The 19,508-nt window shown below is 55.6% G+C and carries 18 protein-coding genes; 16 read left to right on the forward strand and 2 right to left on the reverse strand.

The window, feature by feature from the left end; translation table 11 throughout:
- The first annotated feature begins 67 nt into the window (after nucleotides 1–67).
- From corC to RT197_RS09495, 6 genes are all read left to right on the forward strand, one after another.
- The gene (gene corC / locus RT197_RS09470) at nucleotides 68–946 is read left to right on the forward strand and encodes a CNNM family magnesium/cobalt transport protein CorC (RefSeq protein WP_312949656.1); all 879 of its coding nucleotides are present in this window, start codon (nucleotides 68–70) and stop codon (nucleotides 944–946) included.
- A 5-nt stretch (nucleotides 947–951) separates the two neighbouring features.
- The gene (lnt, locus tag RT197_RS09475) at nucleotides 952–2,487 is read left to right on the forward strand and encodes an apolipoprotein N-acyltransferase (protein ID WP_312949658.1); all 1,536 of its coding nucleotides are present in this window, start codon (nucleotides 952–954) and stop codon (nucleotides 2,485–2,487) included.
- A gap of 420 nt (nucleotides 2,488–2,907) precedes the next feature.
- Nucleotides 2,908–3,816, forward strand: coding sequence for an amino acid ABC transporter substrate-binding protein (locus RT197_RS09480; RefSeq protein WP_312949660.1), 909 nt, complete (start codon nucleotides 2,908–2,910; stop codon nucleotides 3,814–3,816).
- 160 nt (nucleotides 3,817–3,976) lie between these two features.
- Complete coding sequence (gene gltJ, locus RT197_RS09485; protein ID WP_312949662.1) at nucleotides 3,977–4,717, forward strand: glutamate/aspartate ABC transporter permease GltJ; 741 nt, start codon at nucleotides 3,977–3,979, stop codon at nucleotides 4,715–4,717.
- Nucleotides 4,717–5,394, forward strand: a complete 678-nt coding sequence (gene gltK / locus RT197_RS09490) for a glutamate/aspartate ABC transporter permease GltK (protein ID WP_312949665.1) — start codon at nucleotides 4,717–4,719, stop codon at nucleotides 5,392–5,394. Before gltJ ends, gltK begins: the two co-directional genes overlap by 1 nt.
- On the forward strand, nucleotides 5,391–6,116 hold the full coding sequence (locus RT197_RS09495) for an amino acid ABC transporter ATP-binding protein (protein WP_312949668.1): 726 nt from the start codon (nucleotides 5,391–5,393) through the stop codon (nucleotides 6,114–6,116). Before gltK ends, RT197_RS09495 begins: the two co-directional genes overlap by 4 nt.
- A gap of 86 nt (nucleotides 6,117–6,202) precedes the next feature.
- On the opposite strand, the gene RT197_RS09500 is transcribed toward RT197_RS09495, so the two are convergent.
- Complete coding sequence (locus tag RT197_RS09500; RefSeq protein WP_312949670.1) at nucleotides 6,203–7,153, reverse strand: hypothetical protein; 951 nt, start codon at nucleotides 7,151–7,153, stop codon at nucleotides 6,203–6,205.
- A gap of 175 nt (nucleotides 7,154–7,328) precedes the next feature.
- Nucleotides 7,329–7,811 (reverse strand): zinc ribbon-containing protein, encoded by a 483-nt coding sequence (locus RT197_RS09505; RefSeq protein ID WP_312950445.1) that lies wholly within the window; start codon nucleotides 7,809–7,811, stop codon nucleotides 7,329–7,331.
- 225 nt (nucleotides 7,812–8,036) lie between these two features.
- Between RT197_RS09505 and leuS the strand changes: the two genes are divergently transcribed.
- The 10 genes from leuS to dacA all read left to right on the forward strand — a co-directional run bounded on the left by leuS (nucleotide 8,037) and on the right by dacA (nucleotide 19,504).
- A complete protein-coding gene (gene leuS / locus RT197_RS09510; RefSeq protein WP_312949673.1) occupies nucleotides 8,037–10,619 on the forward strand; it encodes a leucine--tRNA ligase in 2,583 nt (860 codons plus the stop codon).
- Nucleotides 10,620–10,633: 14 nt separating this feature from the next.
- Nucleotides 10,634–11,215 carry an LPS assembly lipoprotein LptE gene (gene lptE / locus RT197_RS09515; RefSeq protein WP_312949676.1) on the forward strand — a complete coding sequence of 194 codons (582 nt, stop codon included), beginning with the start codon at nucleotides 10,634–10,636 and terminating at the stop codon, nucleotides 11,213–11,215.
- Nucleotides 11,215–12,246, forward strand: coding sequence for a DNA polymerase III subunit delta (gene holA, locus RT197_RS09520; RefSeq protein ID WP_312949678.1), 1,032 nt, complete (start codon nucleotides 11,215–11,217; stop codon nucleotides 12,244–12,246). The genes lptE and holA overlap by 1 nt, the downstream gene beginning before the upstream one ends.
- 1 nt (nucleotide 12,247) lies before the next feature.
- Nucleotides 12,248–12,889: a nicotinate-nucleotide adenylyltransferase gene (nadD, locus tag RT197_RS09525; RefSeq protein WP_312949681.1), complete on the forward strand. Its 642-nt coding sequence runs from the start codon at nucleotides 12,248–12,250 to the stop codon at nucleotides 12,887–12,889.
- Between the two features lie 256 nt (nucleotides 12,890–13,145).
- Nucleotides 13,146–13,463: a ribosome silencing factor gene (rsfS, locus tag RT197_RS09530; protein ID WP_312949683.1), complete on the forward strand. Its 318-nt coding sequence runs from the start codon at nucleotides 13,146–13,148 to the stop codon at nucleotides 13,461–13,463.
- A gap of 3 nt (nucleotides 13,464–13,466) precedes the next feature.
- A complete protein-coding gene (gene rlmH, locus RT197_RS09535) occupies nucleotides 13,467–13,934 on the forward strand; it encodes a 23S rRNA (pseudouridine(1915)-N(3))-methyltransferase RlmH (protein ID WP_103677433.1) in 468 nt (155 codons plus the stop codon).
- Nucleotides 13,935–13,961: 27 nt separating this feature from the next.
- Nucleotides 13,962–15,863: a peptidoglycan DD-transpeptidase MrdA gene (gene mrdA / locus RT197_RS09540; RefSeq protein WP_312949688.1), complete on the forward strand. Its 1,902-nt coding sequence runs from the start codon at nucleotides 13,962–13,964 to the stop codon at nucleotides 15,861–15,863.
- Nucleotide 15,864: 1 nt separating this feature from the next.
- Nucleotides 15,865–16,977 carry a peptidoglycan glycosyltransferase MrdB gene (gene mrdB / locus RT197_RS09545; RefSeq protein WP_312949690.1) on the forward strand — a complete coding sequence of 371 codons (1,113 nt, stop codon included), beginning with the start codon at nucleotides 15,865–15,867 and terminating at the stop codon, nucleotides 16,975–16,977.
- Between the two features lie 13 nt (nucleotides 16,978–16,990).
- Nucleotides 16,991–18,151, forward strand: a complete 1,161-nt coding sequence (rlpA, locus tag RT197_RS09550) for an endolytic peptidoglycan transglycosylase RlpA (RefSeq protein WP_312949693.1) — start codon at nucleotides 16,991–16,993, stop codon at nucleotides 18,149–18,151.
- Nucleotides 18,152–18,289: 138 nt separating this feature from the next.
- Entirely contained in the window at nucleotides 18,290–19,504 is a 1,215-nt protein-coding gene (gene dacA / locus RT197_RS09555) for a D-alanyl-D-alanine carboxypeptidase DacA (RefSeq protein ID WP_312949696.1), read from the forward strand.
- Nucleotides 19,505–19,508 lie beyond the last annotated feature (4 nt).

Raw genomic sequence — 19,508 nt, forward strand, 5'->3', positions numbered from 1 at the left:
TCAACGTCCGGCGCTGAGGTGACGCGGCGGACGAAATTTTAACTGACATGAGAACCCACACGACGCCATGAGCGACGACAATTCACACAGTAGTGACACAATAACTAGCAAAAAGGGATTTTTCTCCCTGTTATTAAGCCAGCTTTTTCACGGCGAACCGAAAAACCGCGATGAACTGCTGGCGCTGATCCGTGATTCCGGGCAGAACGAGCTGATCGATGAAGATACGCGCGATATGCTCGAAGGGGTAATGGACATCGCCGACCAGCGGGTCCGCGATATCATGATCCCCCGCTCGCAGATGGTCACCCTGAAACGCAACCAGACGCTGGACGAATGCCTCGATGTCATTATCGAATCCGCCCACTCGCGTTTTCCGGTGATCAGCGAAGACAAAGATCACATCGAAGGGATTCTGATGGCCAAAGATCTGCTGCCGTTTATGCGCAGCGATGCTGAAGCCTTCAGCATGGATAAGGTGTTACGTCCGGCAGTGGTTGTCCCTGAAAGCAAACGGGTTGACCGGATGCTGAAAGAGTTCCGTTCTCAGCGTTATCACATGGCTATCGTCATTGACGAATTCGGCGGCGTCTCTGGTCTGGTGACCATCGAAGACATTCTGGAGCTGATCGTCGGTGAAATTGAAGATGAGTATGACGAAGAAGAAGATATCGACTTCCGTCAGCTCAGCCGTCACACCTGGACCCTGCGCGCGCTGGCGTCGATTGAAGATTTTAACGACACCTTCGGCACCCATTTCAGCGACGATGAAGTCGATACCATCGGCGGCTTAGTCATGCAGGCGTTTGGTCATTTACCTGCCCGTGGCGAAACCATCGATATTGACGGCTATCAGTTCAAAGTGGCAATGGCGGACAGCCGCCGTATCATTCAGGTTCACGTCAAACTGCCGGAAGATTCTGCGCAACCTAAAATGGACGAGTAATATCAATGGCATGTGCCTCACTTCTTAAACGCCAGCGCGTACGTCTGCTGCTGGCGCTACTTTTCGGAGCCAGCGGAACGCTGGCTTTTTCTCCTTATGACATCTGGCCCGCCGCCCTCATTTCGCTGATGGGCCTTCAGGCGCTGACGCTCAACCGCCGTCCGCTTCAGGCGGCGGGCATTGGTTTCTGCTGGGGCTTCGGTCTTTTCGGCAGCGGCATTAATTGGGTGTATGTCAGCATCGCGCAGTTTGGCGGGATGCCGGGACCGGTCAACGTCTTTCTGGTGGTGCTGCTGGCGGCTTATATGGCGCTGTATACCGGGCTTTTCGGCGGTATTCTGGCGCGATTGTGGCCGAAAACCAGCTGGCTGCGGGTAGCCATCGCTGCACCGGTCGTCTGGCAAATTAGCGAATTCCTGCGTGGCTGGGTATTAACCGGCTTCCCGTGGCTGCAGTTTGGCTACAGCCAGATTGACGGCCCGCTGAAAGGCATGGCGCCCGTCACCGGCGTAGAAGCGATTAACTTTTTGCTGATGATAGTCAGCGGCCTGCTGGTGCTGGCCGCCGTCACCCGCAACTGGCGGCCGCTGGTGGCAGCGTTGGTGCTGTTCGCCCTGCCCATCCCGCTGCGCTATATCCAGTGGTATCAGCCGGAACCTGAGAAAACAACTCAGGTTTCGCTGGTGCAGGGGAATATTCCCCAGTCGCTGAAATGGGATGAAGATCAGCTCATCAGTACGCTCAAGATTTACCTCGATGCCACCCAGCCGCTGATGGGCAAATCTTCGCTGATTATCTGGCCGGAATCCGCCATTACCGATCTGGAAATCAACCAGCAGCCCTTGCTGAAGGAGCTGGACGGAATGCTGCGGGCGAAAGGCAGTTCGCTGATCACCGGCATTGTCGATGCCCGGCTGAACAAGCAGAATCGCTACGATACCTACAACACCATTATTACGCTGGGTAAAGATTCGCCCTACAGCTACGAATCCACCGACCGCTACAATAAAAATCACTTAGTGCCATTTGGTGAATTCGTACCGCTGGAAACCATCCTGCGTCCGCTGGCACCGTTCTTCGATCTGCCGATGTCATCCTTCAGCCGTGGCCCTTACGTACAGCCGCCGCTGTCGGTTAACGGCTATAAGCTGACGGCGGCAATCTGCTATGAAATCATTCTCGGCGAGCAGGTGCGCGACAACTTCCGCCCGGAGAACGATTTCCTGCTGACGATTTCCAACGACGCATGGTTTGGCAAATCCATTGGTCCGTGGCAGCACTTCCAGATGGCGCGGATGCGCGCGCTGGAACTGGCGCGTCCACTGCTGCGCAGTACTAACAACGGTATTACGGCGGTGATTGGCCCGCAGGGTGAGATCCAGGCGATGATCCCGCAGTTCACCCGTCAGGTATTGACCACCAACGTCACGCCCACCACCGGCCTGACGCCTTATGCCCGTACCGGTAACTGGCCGCTGTGGATCCTGACCGCATTGTTCGGCTTTGGCGCGCTGCTGATGAGTCTGCGCCAGCGCCGTTAAGGTTATTTGCCGTCAAAAATCCCTCGCGCAGAGTAGTGCGGGGGATTTTTTTGCCGCGACATTTTCTTGCCGCCGGAAATACGCCGCCGTTCTGCTCCGCTCCCCGTCATGCTCGTCCTTTCTGGCACACCCTTTGCTTAATATTCATAGCCAGCTGCGAAATTCGCATAAGCGCAACCGGGTCGCACCACAATAGCGCACTGGTGGCACCCGAAAAGTGCATTGCGCTATTTTTGCCTTTTAATGGTGCGGCGCACCTCGCAAAAATAAACATTAATGCAGCAAAATCTTTACATTAAGCCAGACTAAATGTTAACAAATAGCAATAACACTGCACGCTTAAGTCGCAGGTCATAACAACACAAACACTCACAATGGGTATCAACAGCGTCCCGGCGCTGACGATAAAAGGAGTTGGATATGCAATTATGTAAACTGGCCACGGCAATGCTGGTCATGGGCATCTCTGCGGGGGTGGTCCATGCAGAGGATGCTGCGCCTGCGGCGGGAAGCACCCTCGAAAAAATCGCCAAAAATGGCGTGATCGTGGTCGGCCACCGTGAATCTTCAGTGCCGTTCTCCTACTACGACAACCAGCAGAAAGTGGTTGGCTATTCGCAGGATTACTCCAACGCTATCGTTGAAGCGGTGAAGAAAAAGCTGAACAAACCTGATTTGCAGGTGAAGCTGATCCCGATTACTTCACAAAACCGTATTCCGCTGCTGCAAAACGGCACCTTCGATTTTGAGTGCGGCTCCACGACCAATAACCTTGAGCGTCAGAAACAGGCCGCCTTCTCCGACACCATTTTCGTGGTCGGGACTCGTCTGCTGGCGAAAAAAGGCGGCAACGTTAAAGACTTCCCGGATCTGAAAGGGAAAGCGGTCGTTGTGACCTCCGGGACCACGTCCGAAGTGCTGCTGCATAAGCTGAATGACGAACAAAAAATGGATATGCGTATCATCAGTGCGAAAGATCACGGCGACTCCTTCCGTACCCTGGAAAGCGGTCGCGCGGTGGCCTTTATGATGGATGATGCTCTGCTGGCCGGTGAACGTGCAAAAGCGAAAAAACCGGATAACTGGGAAATCGTCGGTAAGCCGCAATCACAGGAAGCCTACGGCTGTATGCTGCGTAAAGGCGATACCGAGTTTAAAAAGCTGATGGATGACACCATCGCCCAGGCCCAGACCTCCGGGGAAGCAGAAAAATGGTTTGATAAGTGGTTTAAAAACCCCATCCCACCGAAAAATCTGAACATGAACTTTGAACTCTCTAATGAGATGAAAGCGCTGTTCAAAGAGCCAAACGATAAAGCCCTGAATTAATAAGAACCAGGGGCAGGAGAACCTGCCCTCTCGATTGTCGAAACAGCACGGACAGACTATACGCCGGGGGGTCGTTCCCCACCCGACGCGAATACCGCAGTAAGCTGTTCAACAATCTTCGAGGGTAGCGCTGCTACCCTTTTTTTTCTGGAGTAGAAGTATGTCCATAGACTGGAACTGGGGTATTTTTTTACAGCAGGCCCCCTTCGGCAACACGACGTATCTGGGCTGGCTGTGGAACGGCTTCCAGGTCACCGTCGCGCTGTCGATAACCGCCTGGATCATCGCCTTTCTCGTTGGCTCGCTGTTTGGCATCCTGCGTACCGTCCCGAACCGCTTTTTATCCGGTCTCGGCACGCTGTACGTTGAGCTGTTCCGCAACGTGCCGCTTATCGTGCAATTCTTTACCTGGTATCTGGTGGTGCCTGAGCTGCTGCCGGAAGATCTCGGTATGTGGTTTAAAGCCGAACTGGACCCGAATATTCAGTTTTTCCTCTCCTCAATGATTTGTCTGGGGCTGTTTACCGCCGCACGCGTGTGCGAGCAGGTGCGCGCCGCCATTCAGTCACTGCCGCGCGGGCAGAAAAGCGCGGCGCTGGCGATGGGCCTGACGCTGCCGCAGGCTTACCGCTATGTGCTGCTGCCCAACGCATACCGGGTGATCGTCCCGCCGATGACCTCGGAAATGATGAACCTGGTGAAAAACTCCGCCATTGCTTCAACTATCGGGCTGGTGGATATGGCGGCGCAGGCGGGCAAACTGCTGGATTACTCCGCGCACGCCTGGGAATCGTTTACCGCGATCACCCTCGCCTACGTGCTGATTAACGCCATTATCATGGTGGTGATGAATTTGGTAGAACGTAAAGTACGCCTGCCGGGCAATATGGGAGGCAAATAATGTACGAATTTGACTGGAGTTCCATCGTCCCCTCCCTGCCTTATCTGCTCGACGGGCTGGTGATAACGCTTAAAATCACCGTGACCGCCGTGCTGATTGGTATCGTCTGGGGCACCCTACTGGCGGTGATGCGGCTGTCGACCTTTAAGCCGGTGGCCTGGTTTGCCACCGCCTACGTGAACGTTTTCCGCTCCATTCCGCTGGTGATGGTGCTGCTGTGGTTTTATCTGATTGTGCCGGGCTTCCTGCAAAACGTGCTGGGGCTGTCGCCGAAAACGGATATCCGCCTGATCTCCGCGATGGTGGCATTTTCGATGTTTGAAGCCGCCTACTATTCGGAAATTATCCGTGCTGGTATTCAGAGCGTCTCGCGCGGGCAGTCCAACGCGGCGCTGGCGCTGGGGATGACTCACTGGCAGTCGATGAAATTGATCATTCTGCCGCAGGCGTTCCGCGCCATGGTGCCGCTGCTGCTCACGCAGGGCATTGTGTTGTTCCAGGATACCTCGCTGGTTTACGTGCTCAGCCTCGCCGATTTCTTCCGTACCGCCTCGACCATTGGCGAGCGTGACGGAACCCAGGTCGAAATGATCCTCTTTGCCGGTGCGGTTTACTTTGCTATCAGCCTGAGTGCTTCGCTGTTGGTCAGCTATTTGAAGAAAAGGACAGTATCATGATTTCCCTGAAAAACGTTTCTAAATGGTATGGTCACTTTCAGGTGCTGACCGACTGCTCAACGGAAGTAAAAAAAGGTGAAGTGGTGGTGGTTTGCGGCCCTTCCGGTTCCGGTAAGTCAACGCTTATCAAAACGGTGAACGGGCTGGAGCCGGTGCAGAAAGGCGAAATCGTCGTTAACGGCACCAAAGTGAACGATAAAAAAACCAATCTCGCCGAACTGCGCTCGCATGTAGGGATGGTGTTCCAGCACTTTGAACTGTTCCCGCATCTGTCGATTCTGGAAAACCTGACGCTGGCGCAGGTAAAAGTGCTGAAGCGCAATAAAGCCGCCGCGCGCGAAAAAGGGCTGAAATTACTGGACCGTGTGGGCCTGTCGGCGCACGCCAACAAGTTTCCGGCGCAGCTTTCCGGCGGTCAGCAGCAGCGCGTCGCCATCGCCCGCGCGCTGTGTATGGACCCGGTCGCCATGCTGTTTGACGAACCCACCTCGGCCCTCGATCCTGAAATGATCAACGAAGTGCTGGACGTGATGGTGGAACTGGCAAACGAAGGCATGACCATGATGGTGGTGACGCACGAAATGGGCTTTGCACGCAAAGTCGCCAACCGGGTGATCTTTATGGATGAAGGGAAAATCGTCGAGGATTCGGCAAAAGAAGAGTTTTTCGCCAATCCACAATCCGATCGGGCGAAGGATTTCCTCGCCAAAATCCTGCATTAATTTTCCTCCGGTCTGACGCCCGGAGTTAATGAAGATCGCCGCATCCCTGTGCGGCGATCTTCATTATAACTACGCGAGTGTACGCATTATTTCAGCGTGCGCAGCGTCTGACTCACCACTTTGGTGGTCGGCTCTTCTTTCGCTTCATCAAATACGGACTGAACAACGTTAACCCTGCCCGGATGGGCCGGGTCGCGCTTCACCAGATCCGCGCCGGTTGCCGTTTCCTGAAGGTTGATATTAAAGGAAATACCCGGCAGGGTTTTGATCCACTGCTTTTGTTGGATATCGTACAGGTAAAGCACGCGCAGGGCGCTGCTCCACCACTGCGGGAAAAGTAATACCCGGTCACGGCCACTGTCGTCCAGCCCGGAAACGGTTTCGACACCGCCCGCCAGACACTGGGGAATTTTGACCGGTAAAACATCGGGAACGCTACTCCATAATGCGCACTCGCAGTCGCCCTCTTCCGTACACACGCCGCCGGTACGTGGATCACTGTCCGTCATCCAGACATAGCTGGTATGGCTGCCGTCGAATTTGCCTTTCGCTACCAGGCTGCTGTCGTCTTTGCTCTGCACCGCACGGGTGATACCGTCGGTTTCGCTTACAATGCGCCAGCCTGAGGTTTCTTTTTTCAGCATAAATTCCGCCGGATAGTTCTGCTCCTTATCAAGATCCAGCCCCGCACGTTTGACAAAACGGACCTGAACCCGATCCTCTTCCGCTGGCTGAATATTCAGCGTGCTGACGATGGACTGCTGATAGTTTTTATTTTTGGCGAGAAACACCTGCTGATTAGCCAGAACCTGCTGCGCGGTTAGCGTTTGCCCGAACCATTCGACCTGCGGCGCGTACAAGGACTGCGGCTGCGCCTGCTCTTGACGGTTAAGGTCGTCATTCCAGCGGTCAATAAGCGCGTTAATTTGCTGCTCATCGGCGGAGGTTAACGTAACGCTGGCCCAGGAGGAAAATGCGCAAAGGCAGAGTGATGCAGAAAAGATCCAGCGAATGAGGCTGGCAAAGCGGGTGTTCATAGTGTCCGTTCCTTGCTGGAATTGAAAAACCGTCACGCGGTAACGGGTTTTATCATAGCAGCGAGAAGCGTTATCCAGAACGGGATTTGCCGTTCTGCCAGGCAGGACACGGGAAGGTTAATCGCGGTCTGGCACGGCAGCATGACCTCTGCCGCCGCGCCCGCATGACTAATTCTTACGGCTCGAACGGCCTTCTCTGGAACTGGTCATGCCCGCATTTCGGGCACAGCGTCAGCACGTCCGGGGTGTAAACCGCTAAATGATAGTGGCACTTTTCACAGACCAGATTGCCCAGCCCCACCACTTCCCCGCTGTGATAGACCCCGTGGTGATTGAGATCCTGGAACACTTCGCGCCATTCCAGCTGCGTTTTATCGGTAATGTCGGCCAGTTGCTGCCAGACGCTTTCTTTAATGACCCGCAGGAAGACGCTATCAGCAACTTCACTCTGACTCTCTTCATAACTCATGGCGAATTCTTCGAGATCGCGGCGTACCGCCCGGATCAGCTCGTCAATCTCGGTTCGCGTTAACTCCCCGGTTTGCGTTACCCGCACCCGCGCCTGCTCCACCAGCGCGTCGATATCCCGGTCACCGTTGCGCAGCCGTTCGGTTAATGTCGCCACCAGCTCCCGGTAAAATTGAGCAACCTTGTTCATCATTTCGTCTCCTGGGTCGTTAACTACCTCTAATAATAGACGTTATTTCACCCCATCCGCCGCGACCGGCTCACAGAGTGTGTAAATTCCTGCAAGCTTTTTGCGCCTGCCAAATGTGCGAAAGGCTGTTTTGACGCGGGCGTTTGGGCTATGCTATGCGGATCTGAATTACCACATCTACAGGCTACATTTGTAGCTGTTAGCAAAACAGGACCACTGGCTGCCATGCAAGAGCAATACCGCCCGGAAGAGATAGAATCCAAAGTACAGCTTCACTGGGATGAGAAGCGCACATTTGAAGTGACCGAAGACGAGAGCAAAGAGAAGTATTACTGCCTGTCGATGCTTCCCTATCCTTCTGGCCGACTACACATGGGCCACGTCCGTAACTACACCATCGGCGACGTGATCTCCCGCTACCAGCGTATGCTGGGTAAAAACGTTCTCCAGCCTATCGGCTGGGACGCTTTCGGCCTGCCTGCGGAAGGCGCGGCGGTAAAAAACAATACTGCGCCAGCCCCGTGGACGTATGAAAACATCGCCTACATGAAAAACCAGCTTAAGACGCTGGGTTTTGGCTATGACTGGAGCCGTGAACTGGCGACCTGCACCCCGGAATATTACCGCTGGGAACAGAAATTCTTCACCGAGCTGTACAAAAAAGGCCTGGTGTACAAGAAAACGTCTGCGGTGAACTGGTGCCCGAATGACCAGACCGTTCTCGCCAACGAGCAGGTGATCGACGGCTGCTGCTGGCGCTGCGACACCAAAGTGGAACGTAAAGAGATCCCGCAGTGGTTTATCAAAATCACCGCCTACGCTGACGAACTGCTGAACGATCTGGATCATATGGATCAGTGGCCGGATACCGTGAAGACCATGCAGCGTAACTGGATCGGTCGTTCTGAAGGCGTGGAAATCACCTTCGACGTGAACGGCTACGACAACACGCTGACCGTTTACACCACCCGCCCGGACACCTTTATGGGCGCGACCTATCTGGCCGTTGCCGCTGGTCATCCGCTGGCGCAGCAGGCTGCCGCAAGCAATCCTGAACTGGCGGCCTTTATCGACGAATGCCGCAATACCAAAGTTGCCGAAGCTGAAATGGCGACGATGGAGAAAAAAGGCGTCGATACCGGCTTTAAAGCCGTTCACCCGCTGACCGGCGAAGAGATCCCGGTATGGGCCGCAAACTTCGTGCTGATGGAATACGGCACCGGCGCGGTCATGGCCGTTCCGGGTCACGATCAGCGCGACTATGAATTTGCGACTAAATACGGTCTGACCATCAAGCCGGTGATTCTGGCGGCTGACGGCTCTGAACCGGATCTGTCAGAACAAGCTCTGACCGAAAAAGGTACCCTGTTTAACTCCGGCGAATTTAGCGGACTGAGCTTCGAAGAGGGCTTTAACGCCATCGCCGACAAGCTGGCCGCCAAAGGTGTGGGCGAGCGTAAAGTAAACTACCGTCTGCGCGACTGGGGCGTTTCCCGTCAGCGTTACTGGGGCGCGCCGATCCCGATGGTCACCCTGGAAGACGGCACCGTGCTGCCGACGCCGGAAGATCAGCTGCCGGTGATCCTGCCGGAAGACGTAGTCATGGACGGCATCACCAGCCCGATTAAAGCTGATCCAGAGTGGGCAAAAACCACCGTTAACGGTCAGCCTGCGCTGCGCGAAACCGACACCTTCGACACCTTCATGGAATCCTCCTGGTACTACGCGCGCTACACCTGCCCGCAGTACAACGACGGGATGCTGGACCCGGAAGCGGCCAACTACTGGCTGCCGGTCGATATCTACATTGGCGGTATCGAACACGCCATCATGCACCTGCTCTACTTCCGCTTCTTTCACAAGCTGATGCGCGATGCGGGCATGGTTAACTCTGACGAACCGGCAAAACAACTGCTGTGTCAGGGCATGGTGCTGGCAGACGCATTCTACTACGTGGGTGCCAACGGCGAGCGTAACTGGGTTTCCCCGAAAGACGCTATCGTTGAGCGCGACGAAAAAGGCCGCATCGTGAAAGCGAAAGACGGCGCGGGCCATGAGCTGGTGTATACCGGTATGAGCAAAATGTCGAAGTCGAAAAATAACGGCATCGACCCGCAGGAAATGGTTGAGCGTTACGGCGCGGACACCGTGCGTCTGTTTATGATGTTTGCCTCTCCGGCAGACATGACCCTCGAATGGCAGGAATCCGGCGTGGAAGGGGCTAACCGCTTCCTGAAACGCGTCTGGAAACTGGTGTACGAGCACACTGCACAGGGCGACGTTGCCGCGCTGAACGTGGACGCGTTAAGCGAAGATCAGCAGGCGCTGCGTCGTGACGTCCATAAAACCATCGCTAAAGTGACCGATGATATCGGTCGTCGTCAGACCTTCAACACCGCGATTGCGGCGATTATGGAGCTGATGAACAAGCTGGCGAAAGCACCGACCGAAGGCGAGCAGGATCGCGTTCTGATGCAGGAAGCGCTGCTGGCGGTTGTGCGGATGCTCAACCCGTTCACCCCGCACATGAGCTTTACGCTGTGGCAGGAGCTGAAAGGTGAAGGCGATATCGACAACGCTCCGTGGCCGGTTGCGGACGAAAAAGCCATGGTCGAAAACAGCACGCTGGTAGTGGTGCAGGTTAACGGCAAAGTACGCGGTAAAATTACTGTTCCGGTGGATGCGACCGAAGAACAGGTACGTGAACGTGCGGGTCAGGAACATCTGGTCGCAAAATACCTTGACGGCGTTACCGTGCGTAAAGTGATTTACGTACCGGGTAAACTCCTCAATCTGGTTGTGGGTTAAACGCGGGAGGAAGCGTGCGACATCTGGTTACTGTGTTGTTATCTTTGGCGGTGCTTGCCACCGCCGGTTGTGGCTGGCACTTGCGTAGCACTACGCAGGTGCCGACAACGATGAAAACGATGATCTTTGATTCAAGCGATCCGAACGGCCCACTGAGCCGCGCGGTGCGCAACCAGCTACGGCTCAACGGTATTGAGGTCGTGGATCAGAAAGAAACAACGCGGAAAGATATTCCGTCCCTGCGCCTGGGCGCGTCGGCAGTATCGCAGGATACGGCGTCGGTGTTCCAGAACGGTCAGACGGCAGAATATCAAATGGTGATGACGGTCAGCGCGTCGGTGCTGATCCCAGGCCATGACATCTACCCGATCAACGCCCGGGTTTATCGCTCATTCTTTGACAACCCACAGCGGGCGCTGGCAAAAGATGCCGAGCAGACCATGATCGTCAATGAAATGTACGATAAAGCCGCTGAACAGTTGATTCGTCAGCTTCCGAGCGTCAGAGCCGCAGATGAAGAAGAGAATAAAGAAATTATCTCTTCCACGCCTGCCGCCACGACGCCCGCTCGCGTGACGACAACGCTGGGCCAGTAATGATTCGGCTGTATCCTGAACAACTCCGCGCGCAGCTCTCTGAGGGGCTGCGCGCGGCGTATCTGCTTTTGGGAAACGATCCGCTGCTGCTACAGGAAAGCCAGGACGCGGTGCGTCAGGCGGCTGTCGCACAGGGATTTGACGAACACCACACCTTTACGCTGGACGCCAGCACCGACTGGAACGCGATTTTCTCGCTCTGTCAGGCCATGAGCCTGTTTGCCAGTCGTCAGACGCTGACGCTGCTGCTGCCGGAAAATGGTCCCGGTGCACCGTTCAATGAACCGCTATCAACGCTTGTCAGCCTGCTGCACGACGATCTGCTGCTGATCGTGCGCGGCAATAAACTCACCAAAGCGCAGGAAAATGCTCCGTGGCTCTCCGCGCTGGCGGACCGCTGCGTGCAGGTCACCTGCCAGACGCCGGAACAGGCACAGCTTCCGCGCTGGCTGGCGGCCAGGGCAAAACAAAATAACCTTCAGATAGACGACGCGGCAAGCCAGCTACTGTGCTACTGCTATGAAGGTAATCTGCTGGCGCTGGCGCAGGCGCTGGAGCGGCTCGCGCTGCTATGGCCGGACGGCAAACTGACCCTGCCCCGCGTTGAACAGGCGGTGAATGACGCCGCACATTTCACGCCGTTTCACTGGCTTGACGCGCTGCTGGCGGGCAAAAGCAAACGCGCGCTGCACATTTTGCGCCAGCTTCAGCTTGAAGGCAGCGAACCGGCGATCCTTCTACGCACCCTGCAACGCGAACTGCTGATGCTGGTGAATCTCAAACGGCAGATGGCGCACTCGCCGCTGCGGGCTTTGTTTGATAAATACCGCGTCTGGCAGAACCGTCGTGGCATCGTTGGGGACGCGCTGAATCGCCTTAGCGAAAACCAATTGCGTCAGGCGGTCACGCTGCTCAGCCGCGCCGAACTGACACTCAAGCAGGACTACAGCCAGTCGGTGTGGTCCGATCTGGAAAGCCTTTCTCTGCTACTCTGTCATAAAGCTTTAGCCGATATTTTTATTGATGGATGATATGACCCGTTTGCAGGCACTGTTTGGCGGCACCTTCGATCCCGTTCATTATGGGCACCTGAAGCCGGTGGAAACGCTGGCGGAGCTGGTCGGGCTGACGCGGGCAATCCTGATGCCGAATAACGTTCCTCCCCATCGCCCGCAGCCGGAGGCCAGCGCCGCCCAGCGCAGAACAATGCTTGAGCTGGCAATCAGAGATAAACCGCTCTTTACCGTGGACGATCGGGAGTTACGGCGCGATACGCCGTCCTGGACTTCGCAAACGCTCCAGGAGTGGCGCGAAGAGCAAGGCCCGGATGCCCCGCTGGCGTTTATTATCGGTCAGGATTCTCTGCTGACGTTCCACACCTGGCACCGTTACGACACGATCCTCGATCACGCGCATTTACTGGTCTGCCGCCGTCCGGGCTACCCTTCAATTATGCCGGATACGGAAAAGCAGGCGTGGCTTGAGCGCCACGTAACGCACGATCCGCAGGATCTCCATACGCTGCCCGCCGGGAAAATCTACCTGGCGCAAACGCCGTGGTATGCCATTTCCTCCACCCAAATCCGCGAGCAACTGGCGCGCCATCAATCCTGCGCCGACCTGCTCCCTCAAGCAGTGCAGGATTACATTATTCAGCAAGGTCTTTACCGTTAATTTTCATCATTCCCGGCGCGCTGCTTATTGACACGCCACCGCAGGCTGTTATTCTCCGCGCCAGACTTTTCCTGCCCTTAACGCCCGCGTGAAAATTGTTTTACAAAAATGGCGATGCATTCCTGTGCAAGGGGTGGGATGATAGCCCACTTTTAAAAGCCTGATCTGAGACATTTGTGTCCCGCTGAAGCCCGCATTTCGGGTATACTGGCAGGCTGTTTATTGTTGTTAATTATCTCGTACCCAGGGGGAACTCTTGCAGGGTAAAGCACTTCAGGATTTTGTCATCGACAAAATAGACGATCTTAAAGGTCAGGACATCCTTTCTCTGGATGTTCAGGGTAAATCCAGCATTACGGATTGCATGATTATTTGTACCGGAACGTCCAGCCGTCACGTAATGTCAATCGCTGACCACGTGGTTCAGGAGTCCCGCGCCGCCGGGCTGCTGCCGCTGGGTGTGGAAGGTGAAAACTCCGCCGACTGGATTGTCGTTGATTTAGGCGATGTGATTGTCCACGTGATGCAGGAAGACAGCCGTCGCCTGTATGAACTGGAAAAACTCTGGGGTTAATGCGTGAAGCTGCAACTGGTAGCCGTCGGCACCAAAATGCCGGACTGGGTGCAGGCCGGATTTACCGAGTATTTACGTCGTTTTCCCAAAGATATGCCGTTTGAGCTGGTGGAAATCCCCGCTGGCAAACGCGGCAAAAATGCGGATATCAAACGTATTCTCGACAAAGAGGGTGAATTGATGCTGGCCGCCGCAGGCAAGAATCGCATCGTCACGCTCGACATCCCAGGTAAGCCCTGGGATACGCCGCAGCTTGCCGTTGAGCTGGAGCGCTGGAAGCAGGATGGCCGCGATGTCAGCCTGTTGATCGGCGGGCCAGAAGGGTTATCTCCCGCCTGTAAAGCAGCGGCTGAACAAAGCTGGTCTCTGTCTGCGCTGACCCTCCCTCACCCTCTGGTACGGGTGCTGGTCGCAGAGAGCCTCTACCGGGCGTGGAGTATCACCACTAACCACCCCTACCACCGCGAGTAACGATGATCAGGGTAGACTAAGCAGCGGATGAAATTACAGAATTCTTTTCGCGACTATTCGGCTGAGTCCGCGCTGTTTGTGCGCCGGGCGCTGGTCGCCTTCAGCGGGATCCTGCTGCTCTCCGGCGTGCTGGTTGCCAATCTTTATAATCTGCAAATCAATCGCTTCACCGATTATCAGACCCGTTCCAACGAAAACCGCATTAAGCTGGTACCCATTGCGCCCAGCCGGGGCATCATTTACGACCGTAACGGCACGCCGCTGGCGCTGAACCGTACTATCTACCAGATTGAAATGATGCCGGAGAAGGTTGATAACGTGCAGCAAACCCTCGACGCGCTGCGCGAGGTGGTCGATCTCAACGATGACGACATCGCCAATTTCAAGAAAGAACGCAGTCGCTCGCACCGTTTTACCTCCATTCCGGTGAAAACTAACCTGTCGGAAATTCAGGTTGCGCGATTCGCGGTCAACCAGTATCGCTTTCCCGGCGTTGAGGTAAAAGGCTACAAGCGCCGCTTCTATCCTTACGGCTCTGCCCTGACGCACGTCATTGGCTACGTCTCAAAAATCAACGATAAAGACGTTGAGCGGCTGGATAAAGAAGACAAGCTGGCAAACTACGCGGCGACGCACGATATCGGTAAGCTCGGCATTGAGCGTTACTATGAAGATATCCTCCACGGTCAGACCGGCTACGAAGAGGTTGAAGTTAACAACCGTGGGCGGGTGATCCGCCAGTTGAAAGAAGTGCCGCCGCAGGCCGGGCACGATATTTATCTGACTATCGATCTGAAACTTCAGAGCTACATTGAAACCCTGCTGGCCGGAAGCCGCGCTGCGGTGGTCGTTACCGATCCGCGCAGCGGCGATATTCTGGCGCTGGTGTCCATGCCAAGCTATAACCCGAATCTGTTCGTCGACGGCATTTCCAGCAAGGATTACTCCACGCTGCTTAACGATCCGAACACCCCGTTGGTAAACCGCGCCACCCAGGGGGTGTATCCTCCGGCGTCAACGGTGAAACCTTACGTCGCCGTTTCCGCACTAAGCGCAGGCGTCATCACGCGCAATACCAGCCTGTTTGATCCCGGCTGGTGGCAATTGCCCGGCTCGGAAAAACGCTATCGCGACTGGAAGAAATGGGGGCACGGTCATCTGAACGTCACCAAATCGCTGGAGGAATCTGCGGATACTTTCTTCTATCAGGTGGCCTATGATATGGGCATCGACCGTCTCGCGGAGTGGATGGGCAAGTTTGGCTATGGTCACTATACCGGTATCGACCTCTCCGAAGAGCGCTCCGGTAATATGCCGACCCGCGAATGGAAACAAAAACGCTTCAAAAAACCGTGGTATCAGGGCGACACCATTCCGGTGGGCATCGGCCAGGGCTACTGGACGGCAACGCCAATCCAGATGAATAAAGCCATGATGATCCTGATTAACGACGGCGTGGTGAAAACGCCGCATTTCCTGATGAACACCGTTGAGAATGGCAAACAGGTGCCGTGGACGCAGCCTGTGCAACCGCCGGTCGGCGATATCCACTCCGGCTATTGGGAGATCGCCAAAGACGGTATGTACGGTGTAGCCAACCGGCCTAACGGCACCGGGCATAAATATTTTATGGGCGCGCCGTATAAAGTGGCGGCGAAATCAGGTACTGCGCAGGTGTTCGGCCTGAAAGCGAATGAAACTTATAACGCGCACAAAATCGCGGAGCGTCTGCGCGACCATAAACTGATGACCGCCTTCGCGCCTTATGATAATCCGCGCGTTGCCGTCGCCATGATCCTTGAAAACGGCGGCGCAGGCCCGGCTGTCGGGACCATTATGCGTCAGATCCTCGACCACATTATGCTCGGTGATAACAACACCGAACTGCCCGCAGAAAACCCGGCGTCAACGGCGGCGGAGGACCAATAGCATGACCGATAATCCGAATAAAAAATCGTTCTGGGACAAGATCCATATCGACCCGGCGCTGATGCTGATTACCCTGGCGCTGCTGGTTTACAGCTCGCTGGTGATCTGGAGCGCCAGCGGTCAGGATATTGGCATGATGGAACGTAAAATCGGCCAGATCATGATGGGGCTGGTGATGATGGTCGTGATGGCCCAAATCCCCCCTCGCGTTTATGAAGGCTGGGCACCCTATCTTTATATATTTTGCGTGATATTGCTGGTGGCCGTAGACGCCTTCGGCGCGATATCCAAAGGCGCACAGCGCTGGCTGGATTTAGGCATAGTGCGTTTTCAGCCCTCGGAGATCGCAAAAATCGCCGTCCCTCTGATGGTGGCACGGTTTATTAACCGCGATGTCTGTCCGCCGTCGCTGAAAAATACCGCCATCGCGCTGGTGCTGATTTTTATGCCAACGCTGCTGGTAGCGGCGCAGCCCGACCTCGGCACCTCAATTCTGATCGCGCTGTCCGGGCTGTTCGTCCTGTTTCTTTCCGGCCTGAGCTGGCGGCTGATTGGCATTGCGGTATTGCTGATTGCCGCTTTTATTCCGATCCTGTGGTTCTTCCTGATGCACGATTACCAGCGCCAGCGCGTAATGATGCTGCTCGATCCAGAAACCGATCCGCTGGGCGCAGGCTATCATATTATACAGTCGAAAATTGCCATCGGTTCCGGCGGCCTGCGCGGTAAGGGCTGGCTGCACGGTACCCAGTCGCAGCTGGAGTTTTTGCCGGAGCGCCACACCGACTTTATTTTTGCGGTACTGGCTGAAGAGCTGGGACTGTTCGGCTTTCTCGTCCTGCTGGCGCTGTACTTGCTGCTGATCATGCGCGGGCTGTGGATCGCCGCACGCGCGCAGACGACCTTCGGGCGAGTGATGGCCGGTGGCCTGATGCTGATTTTATTCGTTTATGTATTTGTAAATATTGGTATGGTGAGTGGTATCTTACCGGTGGTGGGCGTTCCGCTGCCGCTGGTCAGCTACGGGGGTTCCGCCCTGATTGTACTCATGGCCGGGTTTGGTATCGTTATGTCGATCCATACTCACAGAAAAATGTTGTCAAAAAGCGTTTAAGGGGTGGTGCGCAATGCGGAAGCTTTGTCTCGGGATTTGCATAGCAGCAGGGCTGCTGACGTCATGTACGAATGATACCGATCAGCAGCAACAAAACGTCGCGCCTCCGCAGCCTGCGGTCTGTAACGGCCCGGTCACCGAGATCGGCGGGGCCGATCCGCGCTACGAGCCGCTGAACGCCTCGGTCAATCAGGATTATCAACGTGACGGCAAAAGCTACAAAATTGTGCAGGACCCATCGCGCTTCAGCCAGGCCGGGCTTGCCGCTATTTACGATGCCGAGCCGGGAAGCAATCTGACCGCATCGGGCGAAGAGTTTGACCCTATGCAGCTGACCGCGGCGCATCCGACCCTGCCAGTGCCCAGCTATGCCCGTATCACCAACATGGCGAACGGACGCATGATTGTGGTACGGATTAACGATCGCGGGCCGTACGGTAATGACCGGGTGATTTCACTCTCGCGCGCCGCCGCCGACCGCCTGAATACGTCCAATAATACCAAAGTGCGTATCGATCCGATTATCGTTGCCCAGGACGGCTCCTTGTCCGGCCCTGGCATGGCCTGTACGACCGTGGCGAAACAAACTTACGCTCTGCCCGATCGCCCAGATTTAAGCGGTGGCATGGGCAGCGCCTCTTCTGTACCGCAGGCCGCTTCCCAGTCGCCGGGCGACGTGCGGGCGATCGATAACAGCACGTTGCAGCCTGAAGATGGCGGTGTCGGTGCCCCAGTGAAAAGCAGCGGTTTTCTCGGTGCGCCGACCACGCTGAGTTCGGGGGTGCTGGAGAGTAACGAAGCACCTGCCGCGCAGCCTGCGGTTGCTCCGGTCAGCCAGCCTGCCGCGCCGGTCGCCGCAGCAAATAACATCGCTGCTCCGGTTGCTGCGCCCAATAACACCGCCGCGCCCGTCACCGCGCCGGCGGCCAGCGCTGCGCCCGCTGCCAGCGGCAATTATGTGGTTCAGGTTGGTGCCGTCAGCGACCAGGGCCGCGCCCAGCAGTACCAGCAACGTCTTGGCCAGCAGTTTTCGGTTCCGGGCCGCGTTGTGCAAAACGGTGCGGTATGGCGCATTCAGCTTGGGCCATTCAGCTCTAAGCAGGAAGCCACCGCGCTTCAGCAGCGTTTACAAACTGAAGCCCAGCTTCAGTCGTTTATCGCTGGCGCAAATTAATTTTCGGGGCATCTGATTTTGTCAATTTCTGTAAATGACAGCAACAAAGTCATGCGCAATGTCAGATGCCGGTCCGTATAGCTTTTGCTATAGTAGGGCACTTTTTCTAACTCCATCACGGATGTCGTTTTTCTGACCATGAAGACCACTTTTTCCGTTCGTTCCGTGCAGCGCCTGGCGCTCACGTCTGTTCTTTCCGTTGCTACGCTCGTCTCTGCCGCGCATGCCGACGATCTGAATATCAAAACCATGATCCCCGGCGTTCCGCAAATCGATGCGGAGTCGTACATCCTGATTGATTACAACTCCGGAAAGGTACTGGCAGAACAAAATGCCGACGCCCGCCGCGATCCGGCCAGCCTGACCAAAATGATGACCAGCTACGTCATCGGTCAGGCAATGAAAGCCGGGAAGTTTAAAGAGAGCGATCTGGTCACCATCAACAACGACGCATGGGCGACCGGAAACCCGGTGTTCAAAGGCTCCTCCCTGATGTTCCTGAAGCCGGGAATGCAGGTGCCTGTGGCCCAGTTAATCCGTGGGATTAACCTGCAATCCGGTAACGACGCCTGCGTGGCGATGGCCGATTTTTCCGCCGGTAGCCAGGACGCGTTTGTCGGCCTGATGAACAGCTACGTCAATGCGCTGGGCCTGAAAAACACCCATTTCCAGACCGTTCACGGGCTGGATGCTGATGGTCAGTACAGCTCTGCTCGCGATATGGCGTTGATCGGTCAGGCGCTGATCCGCGATGTACCGAACGAATACACCATCTATAAAGAAAAAGAGTTCACCTTCAACGGCATCCGCCAGACCAACCGTAATGGCCTGCTGTGGGATAACAGCCTGAATGTGGACGGCATCAAAACCGGTCACACCGACAAAGCAGGCTACAACCTCGTGGCTTCCGCGACCGAAGGCCAGATGCGCCTCATTTCCGCCGTGATGGGCGGGCGCACCTTCAAAGGCCGTGAAGCAGAAAGTAAAAAGCTGCTGACCTGGGGTTTCCGCTTCTTTGAAACCGTCAATCCGCTGAAAACGGGCAAAGAGTTTGCCTCTGAACCGGCATGGTTTGGCGACAGCGATCGCGCCTCGCTGGGCGTTGATAAAGACGTTTACCTGACCATTCCGCGCGGTCGGATGAAAGATCTGAAAGCCAGCTACGTGCTGAACAACCCGGAGCTTCATGCCCCGCTGCAAAAAAACCAGGTTGTCGGTACGATCAACTTCCAGCTTGATGGCAAAATCATCGAACAACGCCCGCTGGTGGTGCTCCAGGAGATCCCGGAAGGGAATTTCTTCGGTAAAATGATTGATTACATTAAGCTAATGTTCCACCACTGGTTTGGTTAATATT

It is taken from the genome of Superficieibacter sp. (assembly GCF_032071645.1).
Lineage (GTDB): Bacteria > Pseudomonadota > Gammaproteobacteria > Enterobacterales > Enterobacteriaceae > Superficieibacter.